Raw genomic sequence first — 20,562 nt, forward strand, 5'->3', positions numbered from 1 at the left:
AACTCCGCACCCGAATCGGCCCGCCGGTCCTGCCCCGGCGGGCCGATTGCTGTGGTAACTCACTGATGACCGCGGCCCTGTCGCGATTATTTCGGCCCTATTCGTTGGACTGCCGGTTGCGAAGGCCTGCGGTGTGAGCAGTCAGCGGTCGAACTCGCCGTGCGCCGCAGCGACTGTGAAGGCCGACCACTCGGCCGAAGTGAACAGCAACGCCGGGCCGGAGGGGTTCTTCGAATCACGAACGCCAACAAGGTTATTCGAGAGGAATGCGACCTCGACACAGTTCCCTACAGCGCCGCTACGACTGCTCTTGAACCATTCGGCACCGGCCAGATCGATGTTCACATGTACTCCTTCGCGACCTGCCGAAGCAGGCTCCGGCCGGCCACCTCATCCAGAGCCTGGTGGCGAATGCTCTCGTACGCCTGATGGTACCGCCGTACGATATCTGCCTTCGTCAGATACAGATCGCCAGCGAAGTTCTCGACATAGACAACAAGAGGCTCGATCGGCTCCCCTTCGCTGTCGACACCGAACTCGAGATTGATGAACGGGCCAACCGCCACCCCCAACGGAAGGCCCGCGCTGAAGGGCAGGATTCGAATGCTGACGTTCGGCCGAGCATCCATATCCGCGGGTGCCCACCGCATCAACCGCTAGCGCCGACGCCGAGCCGACCGTCGATACCACGGCGCTGATCACCCTGTTCTCACTAGTATTACGTAATAAGCGTATTACGGATGCAGCCCGAGGAGGCTACTGTGCTGCTCAACAGCAAAGGCCAGGTAACGATCCCCGCCCAGCTTCGTGCCAAGCACAATCTGCGCGAGGGCGATGACGTAGAGATCGTCGAAGTCGATGGCACGCTCCGGATCGTGCGTACCGAAGGTGCCCCCACCCGAGGCCAACGCCTTGTCCGTCGGCTGCGCGGCACCGCAGCGAGCCGAGATATCGAAGGCATGAGCACCGACGAGATCATGGACCTGCTCCGTGGCGAGTAGTCCGACACCCATCGCCGGACCGGCCACCCTGATCGACTCGTGCGTCCTGCTCGATGTCATGACCGACGACGAGAAATGGGGCGCGTGGTCAGCGGATCGAATCACCGAGGCCCTCGATTCCGGGCGGGTTGTCATCAACCCGATCATCTACGCCGAAGTTTCCGTCGGATACGACACCGTCGAAGATCTGGACGATTTGCTGCCTGCCGATGAGTTCGAGCATGAAGCACTGCCGTTCCGTGCCGGCTTTCTGGCAGGAAAGGCATTTCAGCGCTACCGCCGCAATGGTGGCGAGAAGCGCTCCCCGATGTCCGACTTCTACATAGGCGCGCACGCCGCTGTCGCCGGTTATCGACTGCTGACACGCGATACTGCCCGGTATCGGGGCTACTTCCCGACCGTAGAGCTGATCACGCCCGACTCCTGAACACGCCGCAACATCAGATGGGTCGCTGATCGACTTCGACACTGACCTCCAGTGCATGGTCGGCCGCCGTGAATTTCGTCGAGTGCCGCCCCGAACTGGCTTCGATCGGGCTCGAGGTCAGATACCGCTGCAGCGTCGGTGCGATATCCACGATGATTTGCTCCCGCGAAAGCCCGACCACCGGCGGCAGCCGCAGCACGTAGCGGCACAGGGCAAGCCCGAGCAGTTGGGTCACGATCAATCCGCCGCGGCGCTGCGCATCGGCGGGGTCGCCCAAGCGCAGCACAGCAGGCAACACCTGCTCCGCGAAGACCTGCCGGAAGCGTTCGCTCACTGCTTCGTCGGCGATGGAGGATCGCAGCAAAATCAGCAGGACCTTGTTGTCGGGCTGGTCCTCCCAGATCGCCAGAAAGCGGCGGACCAGCAACTCGCCCACAGCGTCCGGCTCCGCGGACGCCAGATCGGGCAGATTCAGTTCGACGTCGACCGCGGCGGCGAACAGACCGTCCTTGCTGCCGAAGTAGCGCATCACCATGGACGGATCGATCGCAGCGTCAGCCGCGATGGCGCGAATGGTCGCCTTGCGAAAGCCCTCCGCTGCGAAGCGGGCGCGGGCGGCTTCGAGGATCGCCGCCCGGGTGGCATCGGAGCGGCGCGCAGGCTGTTGATCTGGGACGACGGTCATGCCAACAAGTGTATGCCAACAAGTGTTGACTTTCGAGAGCGGGCCGGTCTACCGTTAAGCCAACAAGCGTTGGCCCACAGATGTTGACCAAGGAGTTCCGATGAGCACCACCCCGAGCAACGAACTGCCGGACACCACCTCCGTGGTGATCGTCGGCGCCGGGCCCGCCGGACTGACCGCCGCGATCACGCTGGCCGACGCTGGTATCGACTTCGTGCTGCTGGACCGGCTCGCCGAGGGCGCCAACACCTCTCGCGCCGCCGTGGTGCACGCACGGACCCTCGAGGTACTGCGCGAGCTCGGCATTGCCGATGAACTCATCGCACGCGGCATCGTGGTACCCACCTTCACCGTGCACGACGGCGGGCGGACGCTGGCCACCGTGCGCTTCGACGGACTGCCTACCGAGTACCCCTACACCCTCATGGTTCCGCAGGACACCACCGAGACGGTGCTGCTGGACCGGCTGCGCAAGGCGGGCGGCGAGGTGCGCCGGCCATACCAGGTGACCAAGATCGCCGACGAGAACAACGGCGTCACGGTGGATTACGAAGACGGCGCGGGCGCACCGGGGACCATCAGGGCCGACTACGTGATCGGCGCCGACGGTATGCACAGCGTCGTCAGGGAGCAAGCGGGCATCGGGTTCACCGGCGACACCTACCCGGCCTCCTTCGTGCTCGCCGATGTCAGGATGGACTGGCCGATCGCGCGAAACGAAGTGGCGCTGCACCTTTCCCCCGAGGGCGTCACCGTCGTCGCGCCACTGCCCGACGACGCCGAACCGAACCGCTACCGGGTCGTCGCCACCCTCGACCAAGCCCCCGAACACCCGGACGCCGCCGATATCCAGTCGATCCTCGATGCCCGCGGCCCCGGTGGCGCAGTGAAAGTCCGTGAGGTGCTGTGGAGCTCACGCTTCCGGGTGCACCACCGCGTCGCCGACCACTATCGCGCAGGCCGGGTGCTGCTGGCAGGCGACGCCGCGCACGTGCACAGCCCGGCGGGCGGACAGGGTATGAACACCGGTATTCAGGACGCGGCCTTCCTCGGCCCGTTGCTCGTTCGAGTCATCCAAGGCGAGCCGGCGGCCATCCTGGACGCCTACGAAGCCACCCGGCGCCCAGTGGCACTCGGCGTCGTCGCCTTCACCGACCGGATGACCAAGATGGCCACCCTGCGCCCGCGGCCTGCCCGCCTGCTCCGCAATACCGTCATGTCGCTCGTGATCCGCATCCCCGCGGTCCGCAACAAGCTGGCCTTCCAACTGGCCGAGCTCGCCAACCGCTGAGTCACCGAGACCGAAAAGATCGGCCCGCCAGGACAACTGGCGGGCCGATCTGCTGGAATTCCTACTGGATGCCCGCTCGCGCCGCGAATACGGAGCCGTCGGCGAAGTCGACCTGCCGATCGGCGTTCGACAGTGCGGTCACCACGCAGGTCCCGAACGACCCGGAGCGATCGAACAGAGTCGCACTGCCGACAGCAATCCCGTCGGCACTGATGTGACTGTCGGCCTCCAATCCGATCTCCGGCCCGATAGCGGGCCGCGCCAGCGCGAGCGTCAGATCGGTGTTGATGAACCCGATGCCCTCGCTGCCCCAGTTGGTCATCATGCTCGTCGCCTCACCGATCATCGCGGCGCCGGCGAACGGCGAAGACGTCTCCCCCTCGATCACCGACATCGGCACCTGCCAGGTGCGCTTGCGCCCGCCGTTCTGATGCTCGCCGATCCGCGACGACCAGCCATCGGCTCGACCGTCGCTGTTCCACAGCGGCGGGGTCGGTCCGTCGGCGATCGGTACCTCGGGCGGCCGCGGTCCCTCGCCCCTGGTCCAGACCTCTCCCGGCGGCTGCACCGACCGTTTCAAGAAGATCGCCGTCGCGCGAGCCACATCCGCGCCGTCCTGCATCAGCGCGGCATCGGCGACCCGGATCCGCTTCCCCTCCCTGACCAGCTCGGTCACTACAGTGACCGGCTTGTTCAGCGTCGGCCGGAACAGGTCGACCGTCAACCGGGCGGGCGTGAATTCGGCCGAACAATGCTGCAGTTCCAGCGCCCGCGCCAGGAGGCCACAGATCGCAGGCCCATTGATCATCGTCGACGACCACGCGCTGGCAGCGAACGGCAGGGGCTCGAAGCCGTGTCCGGTCGCGGCGAAAAATGCATAGGGCGTTGCCAATTCGATCTCCTGTCTACCGCTCGCGACTGCTGGCAGATCGCTTGGACCAACACCGCAGACGACTGCTGAAACGGCAAAGGCCGCCGCATGTCGCGGCAGCCCTCGCCGGTAGCGCCTCGCCCCTACTTCTTACTTGCTGCTCGCCTCGAGGTGATCATCGGCGGCGCGCACCTCGGTCTGCTCCTTGGCCCAGCGGTAATCCGGCTTGCCTGCGGGCGAGCGCTTGATCTCGTCGACGAACCACAGGCTGCGCGGCTGCTTGTAGGGCGCGATCTCATTGGTCAGCATGGGGCGTAGCTCTTCCAGTGACGGGCGGCTGCCGCCACGGCACTGCACAACAGCGACGACCCGCTGCCCCCAGCGCTCGTCATCGACGCCGACCACCAACGCGTCGAAGATCTCCGGGTGCGACTTGAGCGCACCTTCGACCTCTTCCGGGTAGATCTTCTCGCCACCGCTGTTGATGCTCACCGAACCGCGACCGAGCATCGTCACGGTGCCGTCCTCCTCGACCCGCGCATAGTCGCCCGGGATCGAGTAGCGAACGCCGTTGATCTCCTTGAAGGTTGCCGCCGTCTTCGCCTCGTCCTTGTAGTAGCCGAGCGGAATGTGCCCGCTGCGGGCGAGAATGCCGACCACACCCGAACCCGGCTCCACCGGGTTGCCGTCCTCGCCGAGCACCACGGTGGACGCATCGATCTTCACACGGGGCCCACCGGTGTGCGTCGCCCCCTTGGTGACGATGGACAGTCCACCGAAACCGGTCTCCGAAGAGCCGATGGAGTCCGAGAGCATCCGGTTCGGTAGCAGCTCGAGGAACTGGTCCTTGAGGGCCGGGGAGAACAGCGCCGCACTGCTCGCCATCACGTAGAGGGTCGAAAGATCATAGGGCTTACCGGTTTCCGGGTTGCCCTCGATCAACGCATCCAGCATCGGCCGTGCCATCGCGTCACCGGTGATGAAGATGAGATTGATGCCGTGGCGGTCGATGTGCTGCCACACGCCGTGCCCGCTGAACTCGGGGATCATCACGGCCTTGCCGCCGCCGAACAGGCTGTGGAAGGTGGCCCATTGCGAGCCGCCGTGGATCATCGGCGGAATCGGGAAGCGCACCATCTGCGGGTTGGCCGCGCCGACCTTGGCCAATTCCCATTCGTCGTCGACGTATTCGCCGGTGACGAAGTTGATGCCCGCACCGAGCACCCGCCAGACATCCTCCTGCCGCCACATGACGCCCTTGGGCAGGCCGGTGGTGCCGCCGGTGTAGAGCATGTAGAGGTCGTCCGGGGAGCGATCGCCGAAATTACGCTCTCCGGAGGACTGCTCGAGCACCGTCTCGTATTCCACCGAATCCGCCGCGGTGGGGATTGTGCCGGTCGTATCGTCGTCGACGACGATGACCGTCTTCAGCAGCGGAGTGTTCGGGCGGACACCGGCCACTCTGTCGGTGAAGCGGCGCTCGTGGATCAGCGCGACCATGTCCGAGTTGTCGAAGATGTGCTGTAACTCGTTCTCGACGTATCGGTAGTTCACGTTGATCATCACGGCGCGAGCCTTGAAGATCGCGACCATGGCCTCGACGGCCTCGATCGTGTTGCGCGAGTAGATGCCCACCTTGTCACCCGGTTGGATACCCTGCTCCAGCAGGTAGTTGGCCAGTTTGTTGGCCCGCTCCTCCAGCTGCGCGTAAGTCACCTCACGGCCGTCGTCGGCCAGCGCTACGCGGTCGGGCATGAGATCGATGGCGTGTTCGACCAGGTCGGCTATGTTGTAGCTCACAAACCTAAAAATAGAACGTGTTACTGTTTCTGACAAGGCTTGAAAGTCAGGAGAATCACCAATGCCAGATTGCCTCGTCGAGAAGCGCGATCACGTCCTCATCGTCACCATGAATCGTCCCGAGGCCCGCAACGCGCTGTCGGGCGAGATGATGGCGATCATGCGCGACGCCTGGGATCAGGTGGACAACGATCCCGACATCCGGGTCGCGATCCTGACCGGCGCGGGCGGCGCGTTCTGCGCGGGCGCGGATCTGAAGGCGATGACGACCCAGCACCCGGGCGACTCCTTCAAGGGCGGCGGCTGGGATCTGTCGAAGATCGAGGCGCTGCTCAAGGGCCGGCGACTCACCAAGCCGCTGATCGCGGCGGTCGAGGGTCCTGCCATCGCCGGTGGCACCGAGATCCTGCAGGGCACCGATATCCGGGTTGCCGGCGAGAGCGCGAAATTCGGTGTGTCCGAGGCACGTTGGGGCCTGTTCCCGCTGGGCGGCTCGGCGGTCCGGCTGGTGCGCCAGATTCCCTACACCGTGGCCGCGGACATCCTGCTCACCGGTCGGCACGTCACCGCGGCCGAGGCCAAGGAAATCGGCTTGATCGGGCATGTGGTGCCGGACGGCACCGCGCTGGACAAGGCGCTCGAACTGGCCGCGCAGATCGCGGCCAACGGCCCGCTCGCGGTCCAGGCCATCCTGCGCACCATCCGCGACACCGAGGGCATGCACGAGGAAGAGGCCTTCAAGATCGACGCCGAACTGGGCACGGCGGTCTTCAAGTCGGCCGACGCCAAGGAGGGCCCGAAGGCCTTCGCAGAAAAGCGCAAGCCCACATTCACCGGCAGCTGAACAACGAAAGCAAGCGACCCCCTGCGCATTCCGCGCCGGGGGTCGTTTTCGTTATGGCTCAGTTGCTGCCTGGGTAGTCCATCCAGAACGGCTCCCACTGGTGGCCGTCGGGGTCGATGAACGTGCGGCCGTGCATGCCGACCTGCGCCTCCTGCGCGCGCTTGTCCTCGTTGACCTCCTCGCCGGCCCCGGCGCCCAGTGCCGCGGCGGTGAGCGTGTCGACCTCTTCAGCACTGGACAGTGCGATCGCATACGCGGCGCCGATGGTCGAGATGGTGTCCGAGAGCGGGCGGCTGCTGAAGGTCGGGAAGAACTCCTTGGTCAGCAGCATCAGGCAGATGTTGTCGTCGACCACGATGCAGGCGGCGTTCTCATCGGTGAAGTCCTGGTTCACCTTCCAGCCGAGAGCCTCGTAGAAGTTCTTCGACCGGCCCAGATCGGTGACCGGTAGGTTGATGAAGATCATCTTGCTGCTCAAGTTCGGCGTCCTTTTCCTCGGTCCATGCGTGAGCCGTTTTTTCGGTTCACCAGTAGAGACGGGCCGTCGGCCGAGAACTCATCGCTGCCGGGAGTAGTGCGGCCCGCCAACCGGCGTCGACGTGGCTCCACAACTAGTGATGATGATCTTGATTCGGCAGGCAGACGACGTTTATAGGGTCTGTGATGTGTCGGTGGGCTGTGGCATGGTGACTTCCATGACCGACTTGTCCGGCAATACCGCCGGCCTCGCCCCCGATGTGCTCTCCTCGTTCGAGGGGCACCGGCGGGAGCTGTGCGCATATGCCTACCGAATGCTCGGCTCGTCCTTCGAGGCAGAAGACGCGGTGCAGGAGACCTTCACCCGCGCATGGAAGTCCTACGACTCGTTCGAAGGCCGTGCCAGCCTACGGTCCTGGCTGTATCGGATCGCCACCAATGTCTGCCTGGACATGATCGACGGTCCGCAGCGCCGTGCGCGGCCGATGGATCTGTCCGGCCCGTCGCGGCCGGACACCCCGCTGCCCATGGCGCAGCCCGACTACGTCTGGATCGAACCGATCCCCAATGCCCTCGCCTTCGGGTCGGACCCGGCCGAGCACGCGAGCGCGAAGGACACACTGCGGCTGGCGTTCGTCGCCGCCTGTCAGCATCTGCCGGCCACCCAGCGCGCCATCCTGATCATGCGCGAGGTGCTGCGCTTCTCGGCCAGCGAGACCGCCGAGGCCCTCACCATGTCGCCCGCGTCGGTGAACAGCGCGCTGCAGCGCGCACGGGCGACCATGTCGAAGGTGCAGCCAACAACCACCGACACCTACGACGAGACCAATGAGGACCAGCGCAAACTGGTCGACAACTTCGTCAAGGCGTTCGAGGCCTACGACATGGACACGCTGACCACCCTGCTGAAAGCGGATGTCGCACTGTCCATGCCCCCGATCGAGCTGTGGATCTCCGGCCCGGAGAACGTGGCCGCGTTCATGCTCGGCACCGGCCAAACCTGCCGCAATGCCAGGATGGTTCGACTCGAGGGCGCGAACGGCCTCCCTGCCTTCGGCCACTACAAGCCGAGCGAGGAGCCCGGCGTCTGGATGCCGTGGTCGATCACCGTCCTGGAACTCGACGGCGCCGCCATCGCCGGCCTCAACTTCTTCCTCGACACCGAAAAGCTGTTCCCCCTCTTCGGCCTGCCTCCCGAACTACGCGAAGAAATCTGACGAACGTAGTCGAATGGTGGTTGCGGACCACCTTCACAGCCACCATTCGACTACGGTGCGAAGGGTGGCTAAGACGCAGCCAGATAGCTTTCCTTGAGCTTGCGCTTGTATAGCTTGCCGTTGGGGTCGCGGGGGAGTTCGGGGAGGTAGTCGATCGAGCGTGGCATCTTGTACTTTGCCAATTGTGTTGCGGCGAAGGCGAGTAGCTCGGCGGTGAGGTTGTCGTCGCCCTCGAACCCGTTGGCGGGCTGGACTACGGCTTTCACTTCCTGGCCCCAATCGGCATGCGGCAGACCGAAAACCGCCACATCAGCGACCTTCGGGTGGGTGACCAGCACGCTTTCGATTTCGGCGGGATAGATGTTCACGCCGCCGGAGAGAATCAGATCGGATCGGCGATCGTGCAGGTAGAGATAGCCGTCCTCATCGAGATGGCCGATGTCGCCGACGGTGAAGAGATCACCGACTCTCGACTCCTCGGTCTTCTCCTTGGCATGGTGGTACTCGAAGCTCGATGCACCCATCTTCATGTAAACCAGCCCGGTCTCGCCGGCGGGCACTTCGGAGCCGTCTTCCTCGCTGAGCACCTTGATCACCGACCATGGCCAGGCCTTGCCGACCGAGCCGGGCTTGAGCAGCCACTCGGTGCCATTGATCACCGTGCCGCCGCCCTCGGTGGCCGCGTAGTACTCGGTGACCGTCGGGCCCCACCACGCCAGCATCTGCCGCTTGGTCTCCTGCGGACACGGCGCCGCACCGTGCACCATGCTGCGCAGCGAAGACACGTCGTATTTGGCGCGCACCTCCTCCGGGAGTGCGAGCAGCCGGTGGAACTGGGTCGGCACCATGTGGCTGTGGGTCACCCGATGCTTCTCGATGAGCCGCAACATCTCCTCGGCGTCCCAACGATCCATCAGAACAACCTTGTGTCCCAGCTGAATCGAGATGGTCGCCCAGTTCAGCACCGCGGTGTGATAGAGCGGCGAGCCGCAGATGTGCACGTGGTTGTCGTAGGGCGCGAGTTCGAACAGCCCGAAGAACGCATTCGTGTGCGGTGGAACGACATCCGGATCGGCGCCGGTCAAAGGGCGGCGAACGCCCTTGGGACGCCCCGTTGTTCCCGAGGTGTAGAGCATCGGCGCACCGGTGGTCCGGTTGTCGGGCCTGCCGGTGTCGGCCGCGCCGAGCCAGGCCACCGACTTGAAGCCCTCGATCTCGCCCACCGCGAAGCGTGCCGACGCCGGCAGCCCGGCCTCGTCGGCCGCGGCGATCGCGGCCGCGGCGAACCGGTCGCTGGCGATGAACGCCTTGGCCTCGCTGTCGGAGAGGATGTAGGCGACCTCGGGTCCGGTCAGGTGCCAGTTCACCGCCACGATGTACAGCCCGGCCTGGTACGCCGCGAAGTAGGCGGCGACCGCCTCGACGCAGTTGTGCACCATGCTGACGAGCACGTCGCCGGGCTGTAGGCCCAGCGCCCGCAGGCCGGTGCCGTATCGATTGGCCAGCGTGGCCAATTCGCGATACGTCACCTCGCGGCCGACCGGGTCGACCAAGGCGATCCGATCGGGTTCCGCTTTCGCGATATTCCAGAGACCGAGAATTTCTACTGACTCCTGCGTCGTCACCCTACGAATCTAGAACGTGTTCTACATCTGTACAAGGGGTGCGAGCCGATGCAATTGCTCGATATCTGGAACAGACACCAGCATCTCGGTGACACCGGCCGCTTCCCACACCCCGAGTTGCTTGCGAACATGCTCCTCGTCGCCGATGATCGCGGTGTCCAGAATCAGCTCGTCCGGGACCAACGCCGCCGCCTCCGCCTTCTTGCCCGCCTGGAAGAGCCTGCCGATCTCGTCGACCTCGCGTTCGTACCCCATCCGCCGGTACACCTGCGCGTGGAAGTTCATCTCCGGCGCGCCCATTCCGCCGATGTAGAGCGCCATGATCCAGCGCATCCGCTCGATCTCGCTCTTGGCATCGTCGGTCAGCACCACCTGACAGCTCGCGGCGATCTCGAAGTCCGCCCGCGAACGCCGCGCGCCCGCCCTGGCGAAACCCTCGTCGAGCCAGTCGTTGTACATCCCGGCCAGCCGCGGTGCGTAGTAGATCGCCAGCCAGCCGTCGGCGATCTCGGCCGTCAGCGCCACATTCTTCGGGCCTTCCGCGCCGAGCCAGATCGGCAAATCCGCTCGTAGCGGATGCACGATCGGTTTGAGCGGCTTGCCGAGCCCGGTCGAACCCGGGCCCGTGTACGGCAGCGGGTACTGCGGTCCAGCATTGGTGACCGGGGCCTGCCGCGCCAGCACCTGACGAACGATCCCGACGTACTCCCTAGTGCGCTGCAACGGCTTGGCGAACGACTGGCCGTACCAACCCTCCACCACCTGCGGACCGGAGACGCCGAGGCCGAGGATCGCCCTGCCGCCGCTGAGATGGTCCAGTGTCAGCGCATGCATGGCGGTCGCGGCGGGCGTACGCGCCGACATCTGCACCACGGAGGTGCCCAGGCGCACCCGCTGCGTCGAGGATCCCCACCACATCAGCGGGCCGAAGGCGTCCGACCCCCAGGATTCGGCGGCGAATACGGCGTCGAACCCGGCCGCCTCGGCGGCCACCACCAACTCACCGGCATTCTGCGGTGGTTGTGCCATCCAGTACCCGAGTTGCAATCCGAACTTCACCATCGACCTCTTTCCAGCCAACTTCTTGCCAGCAGAATAAGAACCTGTTCTACTCGACATTGTGACTCAGGGGAATATTGCATCCGGCACAATCGCGAATGAGAGAGGGTCGGAATTGAACACTGCGTCGCGCAGCGACTCCATCGAGGGTAGCGGTGGGCACACCGTGCCCGACGTACTCAGCGCGCCCCTGCGGGTGCGATTCGACTACACCCGATCGGTCGGACCGATGATCGGCAACTTCCTGACCAAGCTGCGCAGCCGCAAGATCGTCGGCGTACGCGGTTCGGACGGGCGGGTGCTCGTGCCGCCACCGGAATACGATCCGATCACCTCCGCGCCGCTCACCGGGTTCGTCGATGTGGCCGACACCGGCACTGTCGAATCGTGGACCTGGGTGCACGATCCACTGCCCGGACAACCCTTCGATCGCCCCTTCGCGTGGGCGCTGATCAAACTCGACGGCGCGGACACCACCCTGCTGCACGCCGTCGACGTGGCCGAGCCCGGTGCCATCCACACCGGCCAGCGCGTCGTCGCCAGGTGGGCGACCGAGACCGCGGGCAGCATCAAGGACATCGCTTGCTTCGAGCCGGGCGAAACATCGCACGCGCCGGCGGAAGCCGTCGACGATGGCGAGCCGATCACGGTGATCACCACTCCCGTGGACCTGGATTACAAACACACCGCCTCGCCGCAGGAAACCATCTACCTGCGCGGGCTGGCCGAAGGCAAGCTGCTCGGCGGGCGGACCGACGCCGCGGGCAAGGTGTACTTCCCGCCGCGCGGCGCCAACCCGACCGACGGCAGGCCGACCGACGACATCGTCGAGCTGCCCGACCGTGGCACCGTCACCACCTTCTGCATCGTGAACGTGCCGTTCCTCGGTCAGCGGATCAAGCCGCCGTACGTGGCGGCCTATGTGCTGCTCGACGGCGCCGACATCCCGGTCCTGCACCTCGTCCTCGGCTGCGAGGCCAGCGAAGTGCGGATGGGCATGCGGGTGGAGGCCGTGTGGAAGCCGCGCGAGGAATGGGGCTACGGGCTGGAGAACGTGGACCACTTCCGTCCCACCGGCGAGCCGGACGCCGAATACGACACCTACTCCCATCACCTCTAGAGAGGCCCACGTGACCGACAACGCCACCGACATCGCGGTCGTGGGATTCGCCCACGCACCGCACGTGCCGGAAACCTTCGGCACCACCAACGGTGTCGAGATGCTGGTGCCGATTTTCCAGCAGCTCTACTCCGACCTCGGCATCACCAAGTCCGATATCGACTTCTGGTGCTCCGGCTCCTCCGATTATCTGGCCGGACGGGCCTTCTCGTTCATTTCGGCGATCGACGCCATCGGCGCGGTGCCGCCGATCAACGAATCCCATGTCGAGATGGACGCCGCATGGGCGCTCTACGAGGCGTTCGTGAAACTGCGCTCGGGGCAGGCGAAGACCGCACTGGTGTACGGCTTCGGCAAGTCTTCGGCGGGCACGCTGCGGCAGATCCTCACCATGCAGCTCGATCCCTATCTGGTCGCCCCGCTGTGGCCGGACTCGCTGTCCATCGCGGGCCTACAGGCGCGCGCCGGACTCGATGCCGGTCGCTGGACCGAGCGCGATATGGCCGCCGTGGCGGCGGGCGCTGCCGGCGACATCGAAAGTCTGCTCGACACACCGTATGTCGCAGACCCGCTGCGCGCACATGACGTCGCGCCCATCACCGACGGTGCGGCGGCGATCGTGCTCGCCGTCGGTGACCGCGCCCGCGAGCTCTGCGCGCGTCCGGCCTGGATCTCCGGCATGGCGCACCGCGTCGACACGCCTCAGCTCGGCGCCCGCGATCTGACCGTCTCCCCCTCGACTTCGGCTGCCGCCCACGCGGTAACCGGCGGTGACACCAGCGGCTTCGACATTGCCGAGCTGCATGCGCCGTTCAGTCACCAGCAGCTGATCCTCGCCGAGGCGATCGGCCTGAAGCCCGAGACCACGGTGAACCCCTCGGGTGGCGCATTGGCGGCCAACCCGATGTTCGCCGCAGGCCTGGAGCGGATCGGCTTCGCGGCCGAGGCCATCATGGCGGGCACCGCGAATCGCGCACTCGCCCACGCCACCAGCGGCCCCGTGCTGCAGCAGAATCTTGTGACCGTTTTGGAGACTCGATGACACTCCCCGCTGCGGTGCTCGGCACCGGACAAACCCATCACGTGACAAAACGGACCGACGTGTCCATGGCGGGCATGTGTCGCGAGGCAATCGATCGCGCGCTCGAGGATTCGGGCCTCACCATCGCCGATATCGATGCGGTCGTGGTCGGCAAGGCACCCGATCTGTTCGAGGGCGTCATGATGCCCGAGCTGTATCTCGCGGATGCGTTGGGCGCCACCGGAAAACCACTGCTGCGCGTGCACACCGCAGGCTCGGTCGGCGGCTCGACCGGCGTGGTCGCCGCGAACCTCGTGCAGGCCGGCGTGCACAAGCGCGTGCTCGCGATCGCCTGGGAGAAGCAGTCGGAATCGAATGCCATGTGGGCGTTGTCGATTCCGGTCCCGTTCACCATGCCGGTCGGTGCGGGTGCGGGCGGGTATTTCGCGCCGCACGTCCGTTCCTACATTCGCCGTTCGAACGCGCCTGGACACATCGGCGCGATGGTCGCAGTGAAGGATCGCCGCAACGGCGCGAAGAATCCGCTCGCGCACCTGCATCAGCCGGATATCACGCTGGAGAAGGTGCTCGCATCGCAAATGCTGTGGGACCCTATCCGCTTCGACGAAACCTGCCCGTCGTCGGATGGCGCCTGCGCGGTGGTGATCGGCGACGAGGAAGCAGCGACCGCCGTCGAAGCCACGGGCAAGAAGGTGGCATGGGTGCACGGCACCGCGATGCGCACCGAACCGACCACCTTCGCCGGGCGCGATCAGGTGAACCCGCAGGCAGGCCAGGACGCGGCCGCCGCGCTGTGGAAGGCGGCAGGCATCACCGACCCGCTCGCCGAGATCGATGTCGCCGAAATCTATGTGCCCTTCTCGTGGTTCGAGCCGATGTGGCTGGAGAACCTCGGCTTCGTGCCGCCGGGCGACGGCTGGAAGCTCACCGACAAGGGTGAGACCGAAATCGGCGGCACACTGCCGGTCAACCCCTCCGGTGGGGTGCTCTCCTCGAATCCGATCGGCGCGTCCGGGCTCATCCGCTTCGCCGAGGCCGCCAAGCAGGTGATGGGCCGGGCCGGGGCCTATCAAGTGGACAATGCCAAGAAGGCGCTGGGCCACGCGTACGGCGGTGGCTCGCAGTACTTCTCGATGTGGGTGGTCGGGTCGGAGCGCCGATGAGCACTGCACCGATGAAATTCACCCTCGGCATCGCATTGAGTCCGCTGGAGCAGCTGCCCGAACTGGCGAAGACGGCGGAAGAATGCGGCTTCGCCTCGATCGCCCTGCCCGACTCGCTGTTCTACATGAAGTCCGCGTCGGCGAAGTACCCCTACACCGCCGACGGCAGTCGCTTCTGGGGACCGGAGACGCCCTGGGTCGATCCGCTCATCGGTGCGACTGCGATGGCGGCGGTGACCAGCCGGATCCGCTTCTACACCAACGTGCTCAAGCTGGGTTCACGCAACCCGCTGCTGCTGGCCAGGCAGGTCGGCTCGGTGGCCAACCTGTCGGGCAATCGGTTCGGTTTCGGCGTCGGGATCGGTTGGGCGCCAGAGGAATTCGAGTGGTGCGGGGTGCCTTACGCCCGCCGCGGCGCGCGGGTGGACGAGATGATCGAGGTCATCAAGCTGGTCCTCGGCGGCGGCATGGTCGAATTCCACGGCGAGTTCTTCGACTTCGATCCACTACAGATCAGCCCGGCGCCGACCGAGCCGGTGCCGTTCTACATCGGTGGACACACCGAACCCGCGCTGCGACGGGCCGCCCGGGTCGGCGACGGCTGGACCTCGGCCATGATGACCTACGACGAGCTGTGCCTGACCATCGGCAAGCTCGAAGCGCTGCGTGCCGAATTCGGCCGTGCGGCAGAGCCGTTCGAGATCCAAGCGGTATGCATCGACCGATACGGGCGCACCGGGTACCAGGATCTGGCCGATGCCGGGGTCACCGACGCGATCGTCGTTCCGTGGCTGGCCGACGGCATCGGCTTCGACGGCGAACTCGCGGCCAAGCAGGACTCGTTGCGCCGCTTCGCCGCGAAGAATATCGAGGAACCCATCGTCGCGAAGGCAGGCGTATGACCACTACCGAACATCCAGCACGGGCCGCCGGACTCGCCTCGCAAGCCGCGGTGCGAGCCAGGGACAAGCAGGCGTGGGTCGCGCTGTTCGCCGAGGACGGCATCGTCGAAGATCCGGTCGGTCCTTCGGGTTTCGATCCCGAGGGCAAGGGCCACCGAGGTAAGGAAGCCATCGCGGCGTTCTGGGACATGGCGATCGCGAAGACCGATTCCATCGAGTTTCTGTTCGGCGATTCTTTCGCCTGCGGCAACGAGATCGCCTTCACCGGCACCATTCGCTCCACGCTCGGTGGCCATCACATCGATGCCGAAGGCGTGTTCACCTACAAGGTGGACGGAACGGGCAAAATCGCTGCGCTGCGGGCTTTCTGGGAGGTCGACCGCGCTATGGCGACCGCAAAGCCCGTCGGCTGAGTTCGCTGCCCCTCGGAGCAGCACGACAAAGGGCCCTCGCACCGGCACAGGAACTGCGGTTGCGAGGGCCCTTTGTCGTCGTCAGTGCGCGACCGGGCAGCCGCCCGAGGTCTTGTAGTCGACCGTGAACTCCTTGACACCGTTGAGCCAGCCGGAACGCAGGCGCTTCGGGTCACCCAGCTTGGTGATGTCGGGCATGTAGTCGGCAATGGCGTTGAAGATCAGATCGACCTCCATCCGCGCGAGGTTCGCGCCGACGCAGAAGTGCGCGCCGGTGCCACCGAAAGACAAGTGCTGGTTGTTCTTTCGGGTGATATCGAACTTCTCCGGGTGCTCGAACACATCCTCGTCGAAGTTGGCCGAGCGGTAGAGCATGACCACCCGCTGGCCCTTCTTGATCTGCACTCCCCCGAGTTCGGTGTCCTCGAGCGCGGTCCGCTGGAACGAGGTGACCGGTGTCGCCCACCGGATGATCTCGTCGGCGGCGGTGGCCGGGCGCTCTTTCTTGAACAGCTCCCACTGGTCCGGGTTCTCCAGGAAGGCCGCCATGCCGTGGGTGATCGCGTTACGGGTCGTCTCATTGCCTGCCACGGCCAGCATGATCACGAAGAAGCCGAACTCCTCCGGCGTCAGTTCGTCGCCGTCGACATCCGCCTCGATCAATTTGGTGACGATGTCGTCGGCCGGACATTCTTTGCGAGCCGCGGCCATCTGGTAGGCGTAGCCGAGCACCTCGGTGGACGCCGCGACCGGGTCGGCCTCGTTCTCCGGATCGTCGTACCCGGTCATATCGTTCGACCAGGTGAACACCTTCATGCGGTCTTCCTGCGGGATGCCGATGAGCTCGGCGATGGCCTGCAGCGGCAGTTCGGAGGCGACCTGGGTGACGAAGTCGCCGGATCCGGACGCCACCGCCGCCTGCACGATCGACTCGGCCCTGGCCTTGAGTTCCGCGCGCAGCCCGTTGATCACGCGCGGGGTGAAGCCACGCGAGATGATCTTGCGGAGTTTGGTGTGCTGCGGCGCGTCCATATTGAGCATGACGAACCGCTGCAGTTCGATCGCCTCGCGGGTGATCTCGTCATTGAAGCGCGGGATCGCGGTGTTCTCGAACGAGGAGAACACATCGCTGCGCCGCGAGACTTCCTTGACTTCGGCGTGCTTGCTGACGACCCAGAAGCCGTCGTCATGGAATCCACCCTTCTCGGGTGATTTCGGATTCCACCAGACCGGGGCGGTCCGGCGCAGTTCCGCGTACTCCTCGACCGGAACACGCTCGGCGTAAATGTCCGGGTCTGTGACGTCGAACCCGTCCGGCAGATTGGGCCGGGCATTCCGAGGGTCAACCACCAGATGTCTCCTTCGACAAACTGAAACACGTTCTACAATCATTGAAGCATAGGCTGGATATCGAGGGAAGAACTGGAGAGATCCACCTATCGCTAACGTGGACACACGTTTCAGTTTTCTGTCCCAACGGAAAGGTTGGTCATGGGCACACCAGTAATCGTCGAGGCCGCTCGCACCCCGATCGGCAAGCGCGGCGGCTGGCTCGCGGGCCTGCACGCCGCCGAACTGCTCGGCCTCGCGCAGCGCGGGCTGCTCGAGAAGGCGCACCTGGACCCCGCCCTTGTCGAGCAGGTCATCGGCGGCTGCGTCACGCAGGCGGGCGAGCAGTCCAACAACATCACCCGGGTCGCCTGGCTGCATGCCGGCCTGCCGTGGCAGGTCGGGGCCACCACCATCGATACGCAGTGCGGTTCGGCCCAGCAGGCCAATCATCTGATCGCCGGGCTCATCGCGACCGATGCCATCGACATCGGCATGGCCTGCGGCGTGGAAGCCATGAGCCGAGTTCCCTTGGGCGCCAACGTCGGCACGAACGCGGGCCCACGCAGGCCCGCATCATGGAGCATCGATCTGCCCAACCAGTTCGAGGCGGCCGAGCGTATTGCCAAGCGGCGCGGCATCACTCGCGACGATGTCGACGCGCTCGGCGTCCGCTCGCAGCAGCGCGCCGCACAGGCCTGGGCCGAGGGCCGCTTCGACCGCGAGGTGCTTTCGGTGGCCGCACCCGCCGTCGACAAGGAAGGCAACCTCACCGGCGAGAAGCTCGAGGTGACCAAGGACCAGGGCCTGCGCGACACCAACCTGGAAAGCCTCGCCAAGCTGAAGCCGGTGCTCGAAGGCGGCATCCACACTGCAGGTACGTCGTCACAGATCTCCGACGGCGCGGCCGCGGTGCTGCTGATGGACGAAAAGGCCGCGCAGCGAGCGGGATTGCGGCCGCGCGCCCGGATTGTCACGCAAGTCGTGGTCGGCGCCGAGCCCGAGTTCCATCTCGACGGCCCCGTTCAGGCCTGCACCCGGCTGCTCGAGCGGTCGGGCATGAATATCGGTGACATCGATCTATTCGAGATCAATGAAGCATTCGCGTCGGTCGCACTTTCGTGGGCATCTGTACACAATCCGGACATGGACCGGGTTAATGTCAACGGCGGCGCGATCGCACTGGGGCACCCGGTCGGCTCCACCGGATCTCGGCTCATCACAACGGCTTTGCATGAACTGGAGCGCACCGGGGGTAGTACGGCGATGGTGCTCATGTGCGCGGGTGGCGCACTGGCGACAGGCACGATCATCGAGCGGTTGTAGAAGTCGTCAACCAATTCCCCGCGATTGGTTGAACGTTCATCCCAGAGCCACCAAAACGTGTCGTACGCCACACAAAGATCACTGCGGTCAAGTAGATGAGACGTCAGCTATCTTTAGGCTATCATCGATCTGCGGGGCGAGACCCCTGCGACGGGCCAGAACCGGAGAACACCACCCCTTCACAAGAGCCGTTGGGGTGACCCGCAAACGCAACGGTCGCAGTCACTTCGCCGCAGCTGGACCTAGAAGCTTCAAGGAAATCCTGAATCAGGCGTAGGTTTTCAGTTACTGAGCCGCTAATATCAATGATACGTATCCGAGATAACGACTGTTAGTACAGCGAAGGGAATTGGGCGGCTCACAATGGCTGATTTCGCGGCGCGGCTGAACAAGCTGTTCGAAACCGTGCATCCCCCGGGGCGCAAGCCGCACACCAACGCGGAGGTTGCGGCTGCGCTGACAGCCTCCGGGCATCCGATCTCGAAACCGTACCTCTCGCAGTTGCGGTCGGGTCAGCGGACGAACCCGTCGGACGAAACGGTGGCTGCACTGGCCAAGTTCTTCAAGGTCAAGCCGGACTACTTCTTCAACGACATCTATGCCGCCAAGATCGATCACGATCTGGAGTTGTTGTCCCAGCTGCAGGGCTACGGACTGCGGCGGTTGTCGAGTAGAGCGTTCGACCTGTCCGAAGAATCACAGAACCTCCTCACCTCCATGGCGGAGAAGTTGCGAGCAAGCGAAGGCTTGCCCGAAATTCCTCCGGACGGTACCGAATAGGTTCTCCTAGAGTGCAGTACGGTGCGACCTTCGGGTCGCACCGTACTGCGTCATGGGTCAGGTGCCCCAAAAGTTATGGGCTGGCGGAGAGCGCGGGGGTGAGTTATCGGCGTCCCCGCGACTTACCCATGCGTGTACGAAAACAGTTGATCGGATACCGAGTGGGCATACACGAATCCGGCTCGGCGATCGCCGAGCCGGATTCGTTGTTGTGTCAGGAGATTCAATACGGGGTGTTCACGAAGAATGCCTCGAGATGATCAGTATTGCGGCCAGTCGATCAATTCCGGGCGTGGACGGGAGTTGACGCCTCATAGGCGCGAGCGATGGTCTGGACCCAACCGCGCGGACTGATTCCCTCGGGCGGAGCAATCCACCGCGCGTCTACTGCTACCTCGCCCAATGATTCGCTCACTCATCAGTCGCCCCTCACGGCCGCGGTCCGAAGAACTCGGCACGTGCCGCATCGATGCGGGCCGGTGCGGCCGAAGCGCTCTGGAAACTCACTGCGCCGGAACCGGTTCCGACCAATGCCATCGCGATGAGACCACCTATCACCGACAACAGCTTCGGCTCTGGTAGTCCGTTGTTCGCGCTGGTCGGACGAACGTCCGGGTTCAGCTCGGCGGGCGCAGCGGGCGGGGTTGCGGCTGGAGGTGCGGGCGAGGGTGGGGGCGGCGGAGGTGCGTCCGCCGAGTGCCGAACCCGTGCCGAGGACCGCAGAACCGGTGCCTACCGCGGCCGAATCGACTGCCGCAGAACCGGTTCCGACAGCAGCCGAACCGGTGCCGAGCGCGGCGGAGCCGGTCCCAACAACAGCGGAACCGGTGGCGACGGCTGCGGCACCGAGAGCGGCCGAACCGGCGCCGAGCGCAAGGCTGAGTCCTGCCGAACCCGAACCGAGCAGCGCACCGAGAATAACCGAAGTCGCCGTCGCCGATCCGGGCCCGAGCGGGGTGCGTTCCGGGAACGAACCCACCACGATGCCGTCCCGGAAAGGTGTGCCTGCCCGGGGTTTTACCGGGCAGTGCTGGGCGCGTCGGGTGCCGTCCCCGGCTTACCTTCCGCGGCCAGGTGCGCGGTGTCGAGTTCCGGCGTGGTCATCTGGCTGTGGTGCTGTTCTCGAGAACCCCTTCTCGAGCGAGGGTAGTGAAAGGGTGGCTGCGGGTGGGGGTTGGAACCACCATTTC

General features: G+C 65.1%; 21 protein-coding genes. 12 read left to right on the top strand and 9 right to left on the bottom strand.

Features of this window, described 5'->3' with window-relative positions; translation table 11 throughout:
* Nucleotides 1-141: 141 nt before the first annotated feature.
* Together ACLMAL_RS02175 and ACLMAL_RS02180 are read right to left on the bottom strand one after the other, a co-directional pair.
* Nucleotides 142-345, bottom strand: a complete 204-nt coding sequence (locus ACLMAL_RS02175; protein WP_411997506.1) for a DUF397 domain-containing protein — start codon at nucleotides 343-345, stop codon at nucleotides 142-144.
* Complete coding sequence (locus tag ACLMAL_RS02180; protein ID WP_411997507.1) at nucleotides 342-629, bottom strand: Scr1 family TA system antitoxin-like transcriptional regulator; 288 nt, start codon at nucleotides 627-629, stop codon at nucleotides 342-344. Before ACLMAL_RS02180 ends, ACLMAL_RS02175 begins: the two co-directional genes overlap by 4 nt.
* Before the next feature lie 111 nt (nucleotides 630-740).
* Between ACLMAL_RS02180 and ACLMAL_RS02185 the strand changes: the two genes are divergently transcribed.
* Both ACLMAL_RS02185 and ACLMAL_RS02190 read left to right on the top strand, forming a co-directional pair.
* On the top strand, nucleotides 741-1,001 hold the full coding sequence (locus tag ACLMAL_RS02185) for an AbrB/MazE/SpoVT family DNA-binding domain-containing protein (protein ID WP_406235833.1): 261 nt from the start codon (nucleotides 741-743) through the stop codon (nucleotides 999-1,001).
* Nucleotides 991-1,428 carry a type II toxin-antitoxin system VapC family toxin gene (locus ACLMAL_RS02190; RefSeq protein ID WP_411997508.1) on the top strand — a complete coding sequence of 146 codons (438 nt, stop codon included), beginning with the start codon at nucleotides 991-993 and terminating at the stop codon, nucleotides 1,426-1,428. The genes ACLMAL_RS02185 and ACLMAL_RS02190 overlap by 11 nt, the downstream gene beginning before the upstream one ends.
* A gap of 13 nt (nucleotides 1,429-1,441) precedes the next feature.
* Here ACLMAL_RS02190 and ACLMAL_RS02195 read toward each other — a convergent pair whose 3' ends face one another.
* Nucleotides 1,442-2,113, bottom strand: a complete 672-nt coding sequence (locus ACLMAL_RS02195; protein ID WP_411997509.1) for a TetR/AcrR family transcriptional regulator — start codon at nucleotides 2,111-2,113, stop codon at nucleotides 1,442-1,444.
* Between the two features lie 100 nt (nucleotides 2,114-2,213).
* Between ACLMAL_RS02195 and ACLMAL_RS02200 the strand changes: the two genes are divergently transcribed.
* Nucleotides 2,214-3,404, top strand: a complete 1,191-nt coding sequence (locus ACLMAL_RS02200) for an FAD-dependent oxidoreductase (RefSeq protein WP_411997510.1) — start codon at nucleotides 2,214-2,216, stop codon at nucleotides 3,402-3,404.
* A gap of 61 nt (nucleotides 3,405-3,465) precedes the next feature.
* Here ACLMAL_RS02200 and ACLMAL_RS02205 read toward each other — a convergent pair whose 3' ends face one another.
* Nucleotides 3,466-4,296 carry a thioesterase family protein gene (locus ACLMAL_RS02205; RefSeq protein WP_411997511.1) on the bottom strand — a complete coding sequence of 277 codons (831 nt, stop codon included), beginning with the start codon at nucleotides 4,294-4,296 and terminating at the stop codon, nucleotides 3,466-3,468.
* A 129-nt stretch (nucleotides 4,297-4,425) separates the two neighbouring features.
* Complete coding sequence (locus ACLMAL_RS02210) at nucleotides 4,426-6,075, bottom strand: acyl-CoA synthetase (RefSeq protein WP_411997539.1); 1,650 nt, start codon at nucleotides 6,073-6,075, stop codon at nucleotides 4,426-4,428.
* Between the two features lie 61 nt (nucleotides 6,076-6,136).
* On the opposite strand from ACLMAL_RS02210, the gene ACLMAL_RS02215 reads away from it, so the two are divergent.
* Nucleotides 6,137-6,919: a crotonase/enoyl-CoA hydratase family protein gene (locus tag ACLMAL_RS02215; protein ID WP_328408695.1), complete on the top strand. Its 783-nt coding sequence runs from the start codon at nucleotides 6,137-6,139 to the stop codon at nucleotides 6,917-6,919.
* Nucleotides 6,920-6,977: 58 nt separating this feature from the next.
* Here ACLMAL_RS02215 and ACLMAL_RS02220 read toward each other — a convergent pair whose 3' ends face one another.
* Entirely contained in the window at nucleotides 6,978-7,397 is a 420-nt protein-coding gene (locus ACLMAL_RS02220) for a VOC family protein (protein ID WP_411997512.1), read from the bottom strand.
* 217 nt (nucleotides 7,398-7,614) lie between these two features.
* On the opposite strand from ACLMAL_RS02220, the gene ACLMAL_RS02225 reads away from it, so the two are divergent.
* Nucleotides 7,615-8,613: a sigma-70 family RNA polymerase sigma factor gene (locus ACLMAL_RS02225; RefSeq protein WP_411997513.1), complete on the top strand. Its 999-nt coding sequence runs from the start codon at nucleotides 7,615-7,617 to the stop codon at nucleotides 8,611-8,613.
* A gap of 68 nt (nucleotides 8,614-8,681) precedes the next feature.
* Here ACLMAL_RS02225 and ACLMAL_RS02230 read toward each other — a convergent pair whose 3' ends face one another.
* On the bottom strand, nucleotides 8,682-10,238 hold the full coding sequence (locus ACLMAL_RS02230) for an acyl-CoA synthetase (protein ID WP_411997514.1): 1,557 nt from the start codon (nucleotides 10,236-10,238) through the stop codon (nucleotides 8,682-8,684).
* 21 nt (nucleotides 10,239-10,259) lie between these two features.
* On the bottom strand, nucleotides 10,260-11,297 hold the full coding sequence (locus tag ACLMAL_RS02235) for an LLM class F420-dependent oxidoreductase (protein ID WP_411997540.1): 1,038 nt from the start codon (nucleotides 11,295-11,297) through the stop codon (nucleotides 10,260-10,262).
* Between the two features lie 142 nt (nucleotides 11,298-11,439).
* Between ACLMAL_RS02235 and ACLMAL_RS02240 the strand changes: the two genes are divergently transcribed.
* The 5 genes from ACLMAL_RS02240 to ACLMAL_RS02260 are packed head-to-tail and all read left to right on the top strand — an operon-like array spanning nucleotide 11,440 to nucleotide 15,937.
* Nucleotides 11,440-12,417, top strand: coding sequence for a Zn-ribbon domain-containing OB-fold protein (locus tag ACLMAL_RS02240; protein WP_411997541.1), 978 nt, complete (start codon nucleotides 11,440-11,442; stop codon nucleotides 12,415-12,417).
* 10 nt (nucleotides 12,418-12,427) lie between these two features.
* Nucleotides 12,428-13,459, top strand: coding sequence for a thiolase domain-containing protein (locus tag ACLMAL_RS02245; RefSeq protein WP_328408687.1), 1,032 nt, complete (start codon nucleotides 12,428-12,430; stop codon nucleotides 13,457-13,459).
* On the top strand, nucleotides 13,456-14,622 hold the full coding sequence (locus ACLMAL_RS02250; protein WP_328408685.1) for a thiolase domain-containing protein: 1,167 nt from the start codon (nucleotides 13,456-13,458) through the stop codon (nucleotides 14,620-14,622). The genes ACLMAL_RS02245 and ACLMAL_RS02250 overlap by 4 nt, the downstream gene beginning before the upstream one ends.
* A gap of 11 nt (nucleotides 14,623-14,633) precedes the next feature.
* Entirely contained in the window at nucleotides 14,634-15,524 is an 891-nt protein-coding gene (locus ACLMAL_RS02255; protein ID WP_411997542.1) for a TIGR03619 family F420-dependent LLM class oxidoreductase, read from the top strand.
* On the top strand, nucleotides 15,521-15,937 hold the full coding sequence (locus tag ACLMAL_RS02260) for a nuclear transport factor 2 family protein (protein ID WP_406235816.1): 417 nt from the start codon (nucleotides 15,521-15,523) through the stop codon (nucleotides 15,935-15,937). The genes ACLMAL_RS02255 and ACLMAL_RS02260 overlap by 4 nt, the downstream gene beginning before the upstream one ends.
* A gap of 81 nt (nucleotides 15,938-16,018) precedes the next feature.
* Here the strand turns inward: ACLMAL_RS02260 and ACLMAL_RS02265 are convergent, their stop codons facing one another.
* Nucleotides 16,019-17,329, bottom strand: coding sequence for a cytochrome P450 (locus ACLMAL_RS02265; RefSeq protein ID WP_411997515.1), 1,311 nt, complete (start codon nucleotides 17,327-17,329; stop codon nucleotides 16,019-16,021).
* A gap of 99 nt (nucleotides 17,330-17,428) precedes the next feature.
* On the opposite strand from ACLMAL_RS02265, the gene ACLMAL_RS02270 reads away from it, so the two are divergent.
* Together ACLMAL_RS02270 and ACLMAL_RS02275 are read left to right on the top strand one after the other, a co-directional pair.
* The gene (locus tag ACLMAL_RS02270) at nucleotides 17,429-18,592 is read left to right on the top strand and encodes a steroid 3-ketoacyl-CoA thiolase (protein WP_328408679.1); all 1,164 of its coding nucleotides are present in this window, start codon (nucleotides 17,429-17,431) and stop codon (nucleotides 18,590-18,592) included.
* A gap of 363 nt (nucleotides 18,593-18,955) precedes the next feature.
* A complete protein-coding gene (locus ACLMAL_RS02275; protein ID WP_011207048.1) occupies nucleotides 18,956-19,372 on the top strand; it encodes a helix-turn-helix domain-containing protein in 417 nt (138 codons plus the stop codon).
* Nucleotides 19,373-20,562: the final 1,190 nt, after the last annotated feature.

This window comes from Nocardia sp. CWNU-33 (assembly GCF_046764895.1).
Lineage (GTDB): Bacteria > Actinomycetota > Actinomycetes > Mycobacteriales > Mycobacteriaceae > Nocardia.